This is a genomic window from Microbacterium lacusdiani (assembly GCF_054779895.1).
On the sequence record NZ_BAAGXJ010000006.1, the window covers coordinates 73,443 to 86,420 of the forward strand.

The 12,978-nt window shown below is 73.1% G+C and carries 15 protein-coding genes and 1 pseudogene; 10 read left to right on the plus strand and 6 right to left on the minus strand.

Annotated elements, in window-relative coordinates; genetic code table 11:
• Positions 1-26: 26 nt before the first annotated feature.
• Positions 27-719 (minus strand): response regulator transcription factor, encoded by a 693-nt coding sequence (locus tag ACYVGN_RS06545; RefSeq protein WP_055993801.1) that lies wholly within the window; start codon positions 717-719, stop codon positions 27-29.
• Between the two features lie 187 nt (positions 720-906).
• Between ACYVGN_RS06545 and ACYVGN_RS06550 the strand changes: the two genes are divergently transcribed.
• The 4 genes from ACYVGN_RS06550 to ACYVGN_RS06565 all read left to right on the plus strand — a co-directional run bounded on the left by ACYVGN_RS06550 (position 907) and on the right by ACYVGN_RS06565 (position 4,258).
• Entirely contained in the window at positions 907-1,200 is a 294-nt protein-coding gene (locus ACYVGN_RS06550) for a hypothetical protein (protein ID WP_460789608.1), read from the plus strand.
• Positions 1,201-1,387: 187 nt separating this feature from the next.
• Complete coding sequence (locus tag ACYVGN_RS06555) at positions 1,388-1,993, plus strand: nitrobindin family protein (RefSeq protein ID WP_134746038.1); 606 nt, start codon at positions 1,388-1,390, stop codon at positions 1,991-1,993.
• A complete protein-coding gene (gene ygfZ, locus ACYVGN_RS06560) occupies positions 1,993-3,138 on the plus strand; it encodes a CAF17-like 4Fe-4S cluster assembly/insertion protein YgfZ (protein WP_460789610.1) in 1,146 nt (381 codons plus the stop codon). The genes ACYVGN_RS06555 and ygfZ overlap by 1 nt, the downstream gene beginning before the upstream one ends.
• Before the next feature lie 13 nt (positions 3,139-3,151).
• Entirely contained in the window at positions 3,152-4,258 is a 1,107-nt protein-coding gene (locus ACYVGN_RS06565; protein ID WP_055993813.1) for an FUSC family protein, read from the plus strand.
• Positions 4,259-4,287: 29 nt separating this feature from the next.
• On the opposite strand, the gene ACYVGN_RS06570 is transcribed toward ACYVGN_RS06565, so the two are convergent.
• Complete coding sequence (locus ACYVGN_RS06570) at positions 4,288-5,121, minus strand: class I SAM-dependent methyltransferase (protein WP_460789612.1); 834 nt, start codon at positions 5,119-5,121, stop codon at positions 4,288-4,290.
• Positions 5,122-5,153: 32 nt separating this feature from the next.
• Here ACYVGN_RS06570 and ACYVGN_RS06575 point away from each other — a divergent pair, with 32 nt between their 5' ends.
• Positions 5,154-5,900 (plus strand): phosphoglyceromutase, encoded by a 747-nt coding sequence (locus ACYVGN_RS06575; protein ID WP_055993818.1) that lies wholly within the window; start codon positions 5,154-5,156, stop codon positions 5,898-5,900.
• A 68-nt stretch (positions 5,901-5,968) separates the two neighbouring features.
• On the opposite strand, the gene phoU is transcribed toward ACYVGN_RS06575, so the two are convergent.
• A complete protein-coding gene (phoU, locus tag ACYVGN_RS06580; RefSeq protein WP_460789614.1) occupies positions 5,969-6,649 on the minus strand; it encodes a phosphate signaling complex protein PhoU in 681 nt (226 codons plus the stop codon).
• A 182-nt stretch (positions 6,650-6,831) separates the two neighbouring features.
• On the opposite strand from phoU, the gene ACYVGN_RS06585 reads away from it, so the two are divergent.
• The gene (locus ACYVGN_RS06585; RefSeq protein WP_460789616.1) at positions 6,832-8,034 is read left to right on the plus strand and encodes a sensor histidine kinase; all 1,203 of its coding nucleotides are present in this window, start codon (positions 6,832-6,834) and stop codon (positions 8,032-8,034) included.
• On the plus strand, positions 8,034-8,717 hold the full coding sequence (locus ACYVGN_RS06590; protein WP_134746043.1) for a response regulator transcription factor: 684 nt from the start codon (positions 8,034-8,036) through the stop codon (positions 8,715-8,717). Before ACYVGN_RS06585 ends, ACYVGN_RS06590 begins: the two co-directional genes overlap by 1 nt.
• Positions 8,718-8,784: 67 nt before the next feature.
• Here ACYVGN_RS06590 and ACYVGN_RS06595 read toward each other — a convergent pair whose 3' ends face one another.
• Entirely contained in the window at positions 8,785-9,309 is a 525-nt protein-coding gene (locus tag ACYVGN_RS06595) for a DNA modification methylase (RefSeq protein WP_205829499.1), read from the minus strand.
• 214 nt (positions 9,310-9,523) lie between these two features.
• On the opposite strand from ACYVGN_RS06595, the gene ACYVGN_RS06600 reads away from it, so the two are divergent.
• Together ACYVGN_RS06600 and ispD are read left to right on the plus strand one after the other, a co-directional pair.
• Entirely contained in the window at positions 9,524-10,006 is a 483-nt protein-coding gene (locus tag ACYVGN_RS06600) for a CarD family transcriptional regulator (protein WP_055993827.1), read from the plus strand.
• Between the two features lie 59 nt (positions 10,007-10,065).
• Positions 10,066-11,265 (plus strand): 2-C-methyl-D-erythritol 4-phosphate cytidylyltransferase, encoded by a 1,200-nt coding sequence (ispD, locus tag ACYVGN_RS06605; RefSeq protein WP_134746044.1) that lies wholly within the window; start codon positions 10,066-10,068, stop codon positions 11,263-11,265.
• Between the two features lie 67 nt (positions 11,266-11,332).
• Here the strand turns inward: ispD and ACYVGN_RS06610 are convergent, their stop codons facing one another.
• Both ACYVGN_RS06610 and ACYVGN_RS06615 read right to left on the minus strand, forming a co-directional pair.
• Positions 11,333-11,740, minus strand: a complete 408-nt coding sequence (locus ACYVGN_RS06610) for a hypothetical protein (protein ID WP_460789730.1) — start codon at positions 11,738-11,740, stop codon at positions 11,333-11,335.
• A gap of 48 nt (positions 11,741-11,788) precedes the next feature.
• Positions 11,789-12,043, minus strand: a pseudogene (locus tag ACYVGN_RS06615) (extracellular solute-binding protein); the annotation flags it as partial.
• Between the two features lie 26 nt (positions 12,044-12,069).
• On the opposite strand from ACYVGN_RS06615, the gene ACYVGN_RS06620 reads away from it, so the two are divergent.
• The gene (locus ACYVGN_RS06620) at positions 12,070-12,972 is read left to right on the plus strand and encodes a LacI family DNA-binding transcriptional regulator (RefSeq protein ID WP_460789619.1); all 903 of its coding nucleotides are present in this window, start codon (positions 12,070-12,072) and stop codon (positions 12,970-12,972) included.
• Positions 12,973-12,978 lie beyond the last annotated feature (6 nt).

Below are 12,978 nucleotides of genomic sequence, written 5' to 3' on the forward strand. Positions count from 1 at the left end.
GCGTGACGCGTGTGTGAACGGCGGGATCAGGACCTCGGGCTCGCGCTGGGCAGCTGGTCGTCCTCGTACACGTTGAAGCGGTAGCCCACGTTGCGGACCGTGCCGATCAGCTGCTCGAGGTCGCCGAGCTTGGCGCGCAGGCGACGCACGTGCACGTCGACCGTGCGGGTGCCGCCGAAGTAGTCGTAGCCCCAGACCTCGCTCAGCAGCTGCTCGCGCGTGAACACCCGCGAGGGGTGCGTCGCGAAGAAGTGCAGCAGCTGGAACTCCTTGTACGTGAGGTCGAGCGGCTTGCCGTGCACCTTCGCCGAGTATGACGACTCGTCGATCGTGATGCCGGACGTCTGGATCCGGCTGCTCGGCTGCTCGGCGCTCTGGCGGCCGATCGCGAGCCGCACGCGGGCGTCGACCTCGGCCGGGCCGGCCGTGACGAGGATGACGTCGTCGATGCCCCAGTCGGTCGAGACGGCGGTCAGGCCGCCCTCGGTCACCACCAGGACGAGCGGCGCATCCAGGCCCGTCGTGTTCAGGATCTTGCAGAGCGACTTCGCGCCCACGAGATCGGTGCGCGCATCCACGAAGATGACGTCGGCGCTCGGGGCGTTCACCAGCGAGGCGGGCTCGGCCGGGATCTGCCGCACGCGGTGGCTGAGCAGCTCGAGCGCGGGCAGGACGGCGCCTCCGCCGGGGGCGGAGCTCAAGACGAGAAGCTGTGCCAAGCGACGTCCTTTCGATGCGGACTGGGGGCCGCACCCTGGGATCGATGCGGTGGGGACTTCCGCATCGTGGACCCATCATAGGACGTGCCCGGACCTCGGCCGCCCCGGGGCGCCGCTCGGGCGGGGCCCCGGGCGGCCGGCATGGGAGCGGTTTCGGGATCGGGGCCCCGTCTTGGACAATGGACGGGTGACGACCCCCGACATGACCCCGGTCCGCCGCTACGCGGGCGCCGCGGCCACGTGGGCGTTCGCGCTCGTGGCGGCCATCCTGGTGAGCATCCTCGTGCCGCTCGAGGCGCGGCTGCCCTGGGTCGCCATCGCCGGCGGCGTCTGCATGATCGTCGCCTTCGCGGCCCAGCTCATCGACGGCCGCTCGGAGGGCTTCATCTTCCGCGTCGGCGTCTCCGTGATCGGCGCGCTGGGCATCCTGGGGTTCCTCGCCCTGATCTTCGCGCTCGCCGCGCTCGGCAGCTCGCTGTAGCTCGCTCGACGTCGAAGGAGCCGGAGCGGCCGGTGCGGCCGGGCGGGTCTAGACTTCTGGGCATGGATCTCGTCGCGCTCGAACTCTTCTTCGTCGGGCTGCTGGGCCTCGCCAGCCTGGCGATCGCCTTCATCTCCGGCGCCGTGGTCTGGAACCTGTTCCGCGGCCAGCGCTGAGGGGCGGCGGCATGATCGAGCTGCCGACCGACCTCCCCGCCGACCTGGCGCCGCTCTCGTGGCTCATCGGCGTGTGGGAGGGCACCGGTGTCATCGACTACGACCTCGGTGACGTCCACTACGAGGGCGAGTTCTCGCATCGCGTGAGCTTCAGCCACGATGGCGGTCCCTACCTGAACTACTCCGCCACGGCGTTCCTGGCCGCCTCCGACGGCACGCCCTCGCGCGCGCTGAACTCCGAGGTGGGGTTCTGGCGCGTGGCGCGTCCGTCGACCGGCGCCGAGCCCGGTCCGGGCCTGCTGCCGCCGCTCGAGACCGGCGCGCCGCGCACGGCCGAGGACGTCGAGCTGCTCCGCAATGCCGAGGGCGGCTTCGACCTGGAGGTGTCGCTCGTCCACTCCGACGGCGTGAGCGAGCTCTACCTCGGCCAGGTCCGCGGCCCGCGCATCGACCTCGCGACCGACGCGGTCGTCCGCACGGCGAGCGCCCGGCACTACGCGGCCGCGACCCGCATGTACGGCCTCGTCGAGGGGCACCTGCTGTGGGCCTGGGACATCGCGGCGCTCGGCCGCGAGCTCGGCTCGCACGCGTCGGCCCGCCTCGCGAAGGTCTCGTGATGACCGAGCGGCCGTTCTTCGCGGACCGTGCCGGCGCCGTCCTCTCGGACGACGGCATCGTCCACTTCGGCGACCCGATGCGCGAGCAGCGCCGGCTCGCGTCGGGGCACGCGATCGCGCCCCGCGACGACCGCGCGGTCATCGAGGTCGCCGGCCCCGACCGGCTGACGTGGCTCGACTCGATCACGTCGCAGGCGCTCGCCGGTCTCGAGCGCGGGCGCGGCACCGAGCTGCTCGTGCTGGACCCGCAGGGGCGCGTCGAGCACGCCGCGGGCGTGCTCGACGACGGCGCCTCGACCTGGCTCCTCGCCGACGCCGGCGACGCCGCGGGTCTCGCCCGGTGGCTCACGATGATGCGCTTCCGCGCGCAGGTCGAGGTGCGGGTGCGCGACGACCTCGCGGTGCTCGGCTTCATGGAGCTCGGCGACGCCGAGAAGCGCGTCGCGCTCGTGGCGCACCGCCCGCACGAGCTCCCGCTGGTGTGGGGCGACCCCTGGCGCGAGGTCGCCGCGGGCGGATGGCAGTACGCCGCCCCCGCCTCCCATCCCGCGGCCGGATACGTCTGGATCGAGGCGATCGTGGAGCGCACCGCGCTCCCGCAGCTCGCCGACGCGGAGCTCGCGGGGCTGCTGGCCGCAGAGGCCCTCCGGATCGAGGCGTGGCGCCCGCGCTGGAGCCGCGAGGTGGACGAGCGCGCGATCCCGCACGAGTTCGACTGGCTGCGCAGCGCGGTCCACCTGAACAAGGGCTGCTACCGCGGGCAGGAGACCGTCGCCAAGGTGCACAACCTCGGCCACCCGCCGCGCCGGCTCACGCTGCTGCACCTCGACGGGAGCGACAGCGTGCTGCCCGAGCCCGGCACGCCCGTGCTGCTCGCGGGCTCGGAGGGGGAGCCCTCCGAGGTCGGCCACGTCACGAGCAGCGCGCTGCACCACGAGCTCGGTCCCGTCGCGCTCGCGGTGCTGGCGCGCCGGGTCCCCGGTGACGCCGTGCTCGAGATCCGCTCGGACGGCGCGCGCATCGCCGCCGCGCAGGAGGTCATCGTGCCGGCCGACGCCGGCGCGACGGCCGCCGTGCCCCGCCTGACCCGGCTGTCGCGGCGCCCGCTCGCGCAGGATCCCGCGAAGCCCGCTCCCGCCGAGTAGGACGCCGCGCCGAATGTCCGACTCGCAGCCGATCACGCAGGCCATCCCGGTCACCTGGCGCAGCCGGTTCTCCCCGAAGCCAGGCCTGGCGAGGCTGCGGGAGTCGTGGATCGCGATCGCGCAGATCGTGCTCGCGGCGACCGCCGCGTTCCTGCTCGCGCATCTGGTGCTCGGCCACGAGGCGCCCATGCTGGCGGCCACCGTGTCGATCTCGAGCCTCGGGCTCGCGCGCGACGCGCGGCCCGGGCGCGTGCTCGAGACCGTGATCGGCATGCTGACGGGCATCCTGATCTCGGAGGCTCTGCGCCTCGTGGTCGGGTCCGGCTGGTGGCAGCTCGCCGTGACGCTCGCCGTCACGATGCTGGTCGCGCGCTTCCTGTCCGCCTCGCCCCAGTTCGCGATCGCGGCGGCGATCCAGGCGGCCATCGCGATGATCCTGCCGCTCGGGCCCGTGCCGTTCGCGCGCCTGGCCGACGGAGCGTTCGGCGGCGTCATGGCGATCGCGGTGACGGCGCTGCTGCCGCGCAATCCCGTGACCGCAGTGCTGCGCGACGCGCGCGCCTTCTTCGCGGGCTTCGACGCCGCCGCGGCGCGGCTCGTGTCGGCGCTGCGCCGCGGCGACCGGCTGCGGGCCGAGCGCGGCCTCGAGAAGGCCCGCGCTCTGCAGGCTCCGCTGGACGCGTGGCGGACGTCGCTGGAGTCGGGCCGCGCGATCTCCCGCATCTCGCCGTTCCTGCGCGGCCGGCGCGCCGAGCTGGAGCGGCACGCGCGCATCCTGCAGGCCATGGATCTCGCGATGCGCAACCTGCGCGTGGTCGGCCGCCGCATCGTGTACGTCACGGACGACGGCCGCCCGCTGCCGGTGCCGGCCGAGGCGATGGGGGAGGTGGCGCGGGCGGCGACGCTCGTGGCGGCCTCGATCGACGACATCTCGCAGGAGCCGATCGCCCGCGAGGCGCTCCTGTCGATCGCCCGTCGCCTGGACCCCGCCGCCATGCTGCCGGGAGCCGGTCTCGGCGAGCAGGCGCTGGTCTCGGCCATGCGCCCCCTGGTGGTCGACCTCCTGGTCGCTACGGGCCTGCCGCCCGGCGAGGCCCGCGCCGCCATCCCGCGCATCTGATCCCCGCGCCCCCTCGAATGGGCACAGGGTCAGCCCGGGCGCACCACGTCCCACGGGACGGTGAGCTCGCCCAGGCGCCAGCGCGAGCGCCCGCCGAGCACCGGGACGCCGGAGGCGCGCAGCGCGGCCACGGCGGCCATCCAGCGCTGCGTGGGGCCGAACGGGGCGAGGGCGGCGGCCCGGTCCCACTCGCGGTCCAGGGCCGCGAGCAGGCCGTGGATCCGCTCGCCCGGCACGTTGCGGTGGATGAGGGCCTTCGGCAGGCGCTCGGCGACGACCCCGGGGCGCTCGAGGTCCGCGAGCCGGAGCGAGATCGTGAAGCGCACGGCGGCGCCCGCCGCGTCCACGTCGATCCAGCTGCACAGTCGGCCGATCTCGTCGCAGGTCCCCTCGACGAGCACGCCGCCCGGCGCGAGGCGCGCGGTCATCCGCTCCCACGCCCCCGGCACGTCCCGCTCCTCGTACTGCCGCAGCACGTTGAAGGCGCGGATCACCGCCGGACGGCGGCCGTCCGGCAGGGGCACCTCGAAGCCGCCGCGCGCGAACGACACCCGCGCATCCGGCGAGAAGACGGTCGCGCCCTGCCGCGTCGCCTCGAGCTGCTCCGAGGCGCGCGCCACGCGGTCGGGGTCGATCTCCAGGCCGTGCACGTCGACGTCGCCCCGCACGCGACGCAGCCGCGCCTCGAGCTCGAGGGTCGTCACGCCGTTCGCGCCGTAGCCGAGGTCGACCACGAGCGGGTCGGGCGCGCGGCGGAACTCCGCCAGGTGAGCGATCCAGCGGTCCACGCGGCGCAGCCGGTTGGTGCCCGTCGTGCCGCGCGTCGGGCGTCCCTCGGGGGCGGCGGACGGGCGCGGGGTCATGCTTCGATTCTGCCGCCGATAGCATGGGGCGCATGGCACATACCCTGATCCTGCTGCGACACGGCCAGAGCGAGTGGAACGAGCTCAACCTCTTCACCGGATGGGTCGACGTCCGGCTGACCGAACTCGGCCAGGCCGAGGCCAAGCGCGGCGGCGAGCTGCTCAAGGAGCAGGGCTTGCTCCCCGACGTGGTGCACACGTCCGTGCTCAGCCGCGCTATCCAGACCGCGAACATCGCGCTCGACCACGCCGACCGGCTGTGGATCCCGGTGAAGCGCTCGTGGCGCCTCAACGAGCGCCACTACGGCGCGCTGCAGGGCAAGGACAAGGCCCAGACTCTCGAGCAGTTCGGCGAGGAGAAGTTCATGGAGTGGCGCCGCTCGTTCGACGTGCCGCCGCCCGTGATCGACCCGGAGGACGAGTACGCCCAGACGAACGACCCCCGCTACGTCGGCATCGACGGCGAGATCCCCGGCACCGAGTCGCTCAAGATCGTGATCGACCGGATGCTGCCCTACTGGGAGAACGAGATCGTCCCCGACCTCCAGGCCGGCAAGACGGTCATCGTCGTCGCCCACGGCAACTCGCTGCGCGGCCTTGTGAAGCACCTCGACGGCATCAGCGACGACGACATCGCGGCCCTCAACATCCCGACCGGCATCCCGCTGGTGTACGAGCTCGACGACGACATGAAGCCGACCGGCCCGAGCCGCTACCTCGACCCCGAGGCCGCCGCCGCGGGCGCCGCCGCCGTGGCGTCGCAGGGCAAGAAGGCCTGACGCGGGCACGGAGACAAGAAGCCCCGCCCGGATGATCCGGGCGGGGCTTCCGTCGTGCGGGGGTCCGCTCAGGCGGCGGGGTGCGCGGGGTGCGCGGGGTGCTCTGCGCCGCTCCAGTCGCCCGTGCTGAGGTAGATGACCTTCTTGGCGATCGAGACCGCGTGGTCGGCGAAGCGCTCGTGGTAGCGGCTCGCGAGGGTCGCGTCGACGGTCGCGCCGGCCTCGCCCTGCCACGTGTCGCTGAGCACCTTCTCGAACACGCTGGCGTGCAGCTCGTCCACGTCGTCGTCGCTGTTGCGGATCTGGTCCGCGAGCGTCAGGTCGAACGTGCGCAGCAGCTCCGTGAGCGTGCGGGCGATCTGCACGTCGAGCTCGCCCATGCGCGTGAAGGTGCCCTTGAAGCCCTTGGGGATGGCGCGCTCGGGGTAGCGCGTGCGCGCCAGCTGGGCGATGTGCTCGGCGAGGTCGCCCATGCGCTCGAGTGACGCGCTGACGCGCAGCGCGGTGACGACGATGCGCAGGTCGCGGGCGACCGGCTGCTGCATCGCGAGGATCTCGATCGCGTGCTCGTCGAGGGCCAGGGCCAGCTCGTCGATCAGGCGGTCGTCGGCGATGACCTCCTCGGCGAGGGAGACGTCGCTGGTGGCGAACGAGCGGGTGGCCTTGTCGATCGCGATCGTGACCAGCTCCGCGATCTCGACGAGGCGCGCCTGCACGTCCTCGAGTGACTGATGGAAGACTTCGCGCATCGGGGACCTTTCGTGTGTCGCGAGGCGGCGGCACGCGGGGGCCGCGGCTGAGCACGCTTTGATGAGATTGTCCTCAGCGTAGGTGAACGACCGGTGCCGCAACGGTGAACAGTCCGGCGATGGCCCGCATCGTGAGCGGGATCCGTCCGGAACGGTGTTCGCCATGACTTTACTCTTGAGGCATGGACACGACGCAGCTCGCGCTGCTCGCCCTGATCTCGGGGGCGGTCATCGGCGCAGGGGCGTGCCTCATCGTCTTCGCGGCCCTGCGCGCGCGCGAGCGTGCGGCACGGCTCGCGGACGGCAGGATGCCCGAGGGCGTCACGTCCGTGCTGGACGCCATGGACGACGCCGCAGCGGTCGTCGACGCGTCGGGGCAGGTCGTCGCCACGTCGCCGTCGGCGCCGTGGCTGGGGATCGAGCCGGGCGCCCCGCTCGAGAACCCCGGCCTGCGCGAGCTCGTGAAGTCCGCGCGCTCCGGCGGCACGCAGACCGAGAACCTGCGCCTCACCAAGGGCCGGCTGGCCTCGGACACGCGGCTCGTGTCGGCCCGCGCGAGCCGGATCGGCGAGCGCCACACGCTCCTGATCGTGCGCGACCTGTCCGAGCAGGAGCGGCTCGAGCAGATGCGTCACGACTTCATCGCCAACACGAGCCACGAGCTCAAGACGCCCGTGGGCGCCATCTCGCTGCTCGCCGAGGCGATCGAGCTGGCCGCGGACGACGCCGCCCAGGTGCGGTCGTTCACGGCGCGCCTCTCGGCCGAGGCGGACCGCCTCGGCCGGCTGACGGGGCGCATCATGAACCTCTCGCGCCTGCAGGCCGCCGACGAGCTGACCGAGGTCGGCGACGTCGCGATCGACGAGGTCGTGACCGCCGCGGTCGAGGCCCACGTCGTGCAGGCCGGATCGGCGGACGTCGAGCTCGTGCGGGGCGGCGACCGGGGCCTCTACGTCCGCGGCGACGCGCAGATCCTGAAGGAGGCGATCGGCAACCTCATCGCCAACGCGATCGCGTACTCGCCCGGCGGATCCCGCGTGGGCGTGGGGGTGCGCGCGGTGGGCGACGTGGTCGAGATCGCCGTCACCGACCAGGGCATCGGCATCGCGGAGGCCGACCAGCACCGCGTGTTCGAGCGCTTCTACCGGGCCGACCAAGCCCGCTCGCGCCGCACCGGCGGCTCGGGCCTGGGGCTGTCGATCGTCAAGCACGCCGTGTCGCGGCACGGCGGCGAGGTCCGCCTCTGGTCGCAGCCCGGCCGCGGATCCACCTTCACCGTGCGCCTCCCGCTCAGCGAGGCGCCGGTCATCGAATCACCCGACAAGAACAGAAGGCGGAAGCCCGCGACCCCCGTCGTCGGCGCCGTCGCGAAGAAAGGCCGCTGATGACGCGTGTGCTCCTGGTCGAGGACGAGCCCGACCTCGCCGAACCCCTCGCCTACCTGCTCCGTCGCGAGGGCTACGAGGTCGAGATCGCGGAGGACGGTCCGGCGGCGCTCGCCGCGTACCGCGAGCGCGGCGCCGATCTTCTGCTGCTCGACCTGATGCTGCCCGGCATGCCCGGCACGGAGGTGTGCCGCCAGGTGCGGACCACCTCCAACGTGCCGATCATCATGCTCACGGCGAAGGACTCCGAGGTCGACATCGTCGTGGGCCTGGAGCTGGGTGCGGACGACTACGTCACCAAGCCCTACTCGGCCCGCGAGCTGCTGGCGCGCATGCGGGCGGTCCTGCGCCGCACGGCCGACGCGGAGGCCGAGCTGGACGAGCGCGTCCTGGAGGGCGGGCGGGTCACGCTCGACGTCGACCGCCACACGGTCGCCGTCGACGGCCAGCAGATCAACATGCCGCTCAAGGAGTTCGAGCTGCTCGAGGTGCTGATGCGCAACGCCGGCCGGGTGCTCACGCGCGGCCAGCTGATCGACCGGGTGTGGGGCAGCGACTACTTCGGCGACACCAAGACGCTCGACGTGCACATCAAGCGGATCCGCTCGCGCATCGAGCAGGTGCCGAGCGAGCCCGTCATGCTCGTCACGGTCCGCGGCCTCGGCTACCGCTTCGAGGGATGAGGGAACGGGAAAGGCCGCGAGGATCCGAGATCCTCGCGGCCTTTCCGCATGTCCGGGGGAGCGGCGGTCAGTGGCCGCCCTCTTCGCCCTCGGCGTGCTCGAGGTGCGAGCAATCGCTGTGCTCGCCGCCCGGCACGAGGTCGGCGAAGTGCTCGAGGCAGCCGTCGAGCACGGGCACCTCGGTCAGGACGCCCTCTGCGTCGCCCGACTGGAAGTAGACGGGGAGCGTGGCGCCCGGCTTGGTGTCGATGCCCTCGAGCAGCAGCGGCTCCTCGGTGCCGGCGCCGAGGCTGACGACCTCGCCCGCCGGGACGCGGACCGTCGCGGTGCCGCCGTCGAACTCGATGTTGAGCGTGGCGGAGGTGTCGGTGGTGTTCACGAGCGCGGCGACGAGGTTGCCGTCCGTGCCGTGATCGTCGGCGACGATGACCGCGTTGCGGACCTCGATCGCGGCGCCCTCGCTCTCCTCGACGTTCACGCCGTCCGAGGCCGAGTAGACGATGGTCGTGGCCTGATGCGTCATCGATGCGCAGCCGGTGGTGCCCAGTGCGATGACGCCGAGGGCGAGGGACGCGAGGATGCGGGAGTTCACGGAACCTCCAGGTCGAGCGGACCCCGCCGAGCTGCGGGCCCTGCGTGCCATTCTAGGGGGTCGCGCGCGTGCGCCCGATGCCCGGGTCCCCGGCGGCGGAGGAGGCGCGGCGGACTGGCGGGAAACGGCGTGTCGCTGCGGCCGATAAGGGTCGGCGAACCTTAGTGCATGGCCGACTGTGGTATCCTTGAAGTCGCCGAAAGGACACAATTCTATGCTTTTCGAGGTTGGCGAGACGGTCGTCTACCCCCATCACGGTGCGGCCACGATCACCGAAGTCAAGACCCGCGTCATCAAGGGCGAGGAGAAGGTCTACCTCAAGCTGAACGTCACCCAGGGCGATCTCGTGATCGAGGTGCCTGCGGAGAACGTCGACCTGGTCGGCGTTCGGGACGTCATCGGCCAGGACGGGCTCGACAAGGTCTTCGAGGTCCTGCGCGCCCCCTTCACCGAGGAGCCGACCAACTGGTCGCGCCGCTACAAGGCGAATCTCGAGAAGCTCGCCTCGGGTGACGTGATCAAGGTCAGCGAGGTCGTGCGCGACCTGTGGCGCCGCGACCAGGACCGCGGTCTGTCGGCGGGCGAGAAGCGCATGCTCGCGAAGGCCCGTCAGATCCTGATCTCCGAGCTCGCGCTCGCGGAGAAGACCGATGAGGAGAAGGCCGCGTCGGTTCTCGACGAAGTCCTCGCCTCGTAATCCCACACGCTCAACGGGCGCCGCTCCCCTCGGGAGGCGGCGCCCGTTAGCGTTGGAGCGTGACTCTCACTCCCACGCCGCGGATCGCGGTCGTCGTCGTCGCCGCCGGCTCCGGCACCCGCCTCGGGCTGGACGTCCCCAAGGCGTTCGTCGGCCTCGACGAGCACACCATCCTGCGCCACGCGCTGCGGTGCGTGTTCGCCGCACCGGCGGCTCAGGTCGTCGTGGTCGCGCCCGCGGGGCGCGAGGGCGAGGCGCTCACCGACGCCCGCGAGGCCGCAGGCGACCGATCCGAGCTGGTGTCTGTCGTCACGGGCGGCACGACCCGCCAGGCCTCCGTGGCGGCCGGTCTGCACGCGCTGTGGCCGTCTGTCGAGGTCGTGCTGATCCACGACGCCGCGCGGGCCCTGACGCCCCCTGAGGTGTTCGCGCGCGTGATCGACGCGGTCGACCGCACCGGATGGGGCGTGGTGCCGGCGCTGCCGGTGGTCGACACGATCAAGCGCGTGGACGGCGACCGCATCGTCGAGGCCGTCGACCGGGCGCAGCTGGCGGCCGCCCAGACCCCGCAGGGCTTCCGGCGCGACGTGCTCGAGACCGCCTATGCGGTGGCCTCGCAGGAGTACACGGACGACGCGGCGCTGGTGGCCGCGGCGGGGCATCGCGTCGCGATCGTCGACGGCGACGCGCACGGGTTCAAGATCACGACCCCCGCGGATCTCGACCGCGCCCGCGCGATCGCCGCGCCCGTCGCACCCGTCGAGACCGGGCTGGGCCCGCGTCCCTCCGGCCCGCGCGTCGGTGTCGGCACGGACGTCCACGCGTTCGGAGGCGAGGGTGCGCTGTGGCTCGCCGGCCTCGAGTGGCCGGGGGAGCCGGCGCTGTCGGGCCACTCGGACGGCGACGCCGTCGCGCACGCGATCGTCGACGCGCTGCTGTCGGCCGCCGGGCTGGGCGACATCGGCACGCACTTCGGCACGTCCCGCCCCGAGTTCGCGGGCGCCCACGCCGACGCGTTCCTCGCCCGCACCCGCGCGCTGCTGGGGGAGGCCGGATGGTCCATCGCCAACGTGGCCGTCCAGATCCAGTCGAACCGACCCAAGCTGGCGCCGCGGCGCGCGGAGGCCGAGGCGGCGCTGTCGGCTGCTCTCGGAGGCGCCCCCGTCTCGCTCTCGGCCACGACGACCGACGGGCTCGGCTTCACGGGCGCGGGGGAGGGTGTGCAGGCCTTCGCGGTGGCGCTCATCCAGCCCGCCTGACACCGAACCCGGGAACGCGAGACGGGCGCCGGACCGGATGGTCCGACCCCCCTCTCGCGTGAGCGCGTCAGGCGCGCGGCTCGAAGCCCGTGCCCTGCACCAGGCGCGCCGCGGGGGCGGGCGCCTCGGCCGAGCGCGGGTCGAACGACACCACCGTGACGGCGTTGTCGCCCTCGGCCACGATGGGCCACGGCACGTACAGGCTCGTCTGCGGTCCGGCGATGTCGAACCGCCCCAGGCAGAAGCCGTTCACGAACGCGACGCCCCGGTCGACGCCGTCGATGAACCAGCTGGCGCTCGTGCATGACCTGGCCGGTGATGCCCTTGCGCTCGCCGACCATCGGTCCGTAGTTGACGCGGCCGAGCGAGTCCACGACCAGATCGATGCGCACGGCGGAGCCGGCCGGGATCTCGGGCAGGTCCACGGAGAGCTCGGTGCCGGCGCCCAGGATGTCGCGGAGCACCTGCGCGGCATCGGCGGCGTCGCGCTCGGTGTGCTTCTCTCGGCGGTCTCGGCGCTGTCGATGTCGATCTTCCACGCGTCGCCCTCGACCGAGGCCCAGGTGGCGCCGTGCTGCCACGCAAGCGCGGCGTACAGGGCCGGGTCGCCCAGCGTGGTCGCGCCGATGCGGACGTTCGGGTCGGCGGCCTTGACGGCCTCCGCGGCGGCGACGTACTCGTCCCACGTGGTGGGGACCTCGACGCCGTACTGCTCGAACAGGTCGGCGCGGTAGAAGAAGGACAGCACGCCCATGTCGAGCGGCACCGACCAGGTCGAGCCGGCGAACTGCGTCCGAGGGGCGCGTGCGCCGCTCGCACGGCGGCGTCTCGCGCGTGGAGCAGCGTGCGGCGGATCGCCGCCCCGGCGGCACGTACGGTCTCGTGATGCCCCACGCCGAGTACTACTTCGGCGCGGTCATCGACGGGATCCGGGCCGCCGCCGCCGAGGCCGGCACACGCCTGACGCTCGGCGTCTCGGCGTACGACCTGCGCGTCGAGCGCCGACTGGTCGAGGGACTGGTCGCGCGCGGTGCGGACGGCCTGATGATCGCCCCGACCCCCGACTTCGACACGGGCGAGCTCAGCGACGAGACGCAGGAGTGGCTCGAGTCCATCCCGCTTCCGATCGTGCTCGTCGAGCGCCCCGTCCGCCCGGGCGGCCGCGCGTCGCAGTTCGACGGCGTGTGCTCCGCGCACGGCGTCGGGGCCGCGAACGCGGTGCGCCACCTGGTCGAGCTCGGGCACACGCGGATCGCGCTGGTCGCGGTGAAGGGCCCGAACACGCCGCTCGTCGCCGACGGCTACCGCGACGCGATCGCGCACTGCGGCGTGGAGTCGGTGGGGGAGGCGTACGAGAACCTCGCCGACCTGCCCGCCCTCGACGCCGAGGTCGCGTCGCTGATCGAGCGCGGCGCCACCGGACTTCTGATCCACAACGACCAGCTCGCGATGCGGCTGCTCGGGCGCCTCGAGGCCTTCGGGCGCCGCGTCCCCGACCGGCTGTCGGTGGTCTGCTACGACGACATCAGCGCGGAGCTGGCCCAGCCGGCGCTCACGGCCGTGGCCCCGCAGAAGGAGCAGGTCGGCCGCCGGGCGTTCGCGCTCCTGGCGAACCGGGTCGCGCGCGGCGCGGAGGCCGGCGGCGTGCAGCACGTGGCGCTCGTGCCGGAGCTGCGCGTGCGCGACTCCACGCGCGTCCCCGCCTGAGCGGGC

Excerpts from the sequence above, each read along its gene's own strand:
- ACYVGN_RS06555 (WP_134746038.1), top strand. The coding sequence starts at position 1,388 with ATGATCGAGCTGCCGACCGACCTCCCCGCCGACCTGGCGCCGCTCTCG.
- ygfZ (WP_460789610.1), top strand. The coding sequence starts at position 1,993 with ATGACCGAGCGGCCGTTCTTCGCGGACCGTGCCGGCGCCGTCCTCTCG.
- ACYVGN_RS06565 (WP_055993813.1), top strand. The coding sequence starts at position 3,152 with ATGTCCGACTCGCAGCCGATCACGCAGGCCATCCCGGTCACCTGGCGC.
- ACYVGN_RS06570 (WP_460789612.1), bottom strand. The coding sequence starts at position 5,121 with ATGACCCCGCGCCCGTCCGCCGCCCCCGAGGGACGCCCGACGCGCGGC.
- ACYVGN_RS06575 (WP_055993818.1), top strand. The coding sequence starts at position 5,154 with ATGGCACATACCCTGATCCTGCTGCGACACGGCCAGAGCGAGTGGAAC.
- phoU (WP_460789614.1), bottom strand. The coding sequence starts at position 6,649 with ATGCGCGAAGTCTTCCATCAGTCACTCGAGGACGTGCAGGCGCGCCTC.
- ACYVGN_RS06585 (WP_460789616.1), top strand. The coding sequence starts at position 6,832 with ATGGACACGACGCAGCTCGCGCTGCTCGCCCTGATCTCGGGGGCGGTC.
- ACYVGN_RS06590 (WP_134746043.1), top strand. The coding sequence starts at position 8,034 with ATGACGCGTGTGCTCCTGGTCGAGGACGAGCCCGACCTCGCCGAACCC.
- ACYVGN_RS06600 (WP_055993827.1), top strand. The coding sequence starts at position 9,524 with ATGCTTTTCGAGGTTGGCGAGACGGTCGTCTACCCCCATCACGGTGCG.
- ACYVGN_RS06610 (WP_460789730.1), bottom strand. The coding sequence starts at position 11,740 with ATGCCGCGCAGGTGCTCCGCGACATCCTGGGCGCCGGCACCGAGCTCT.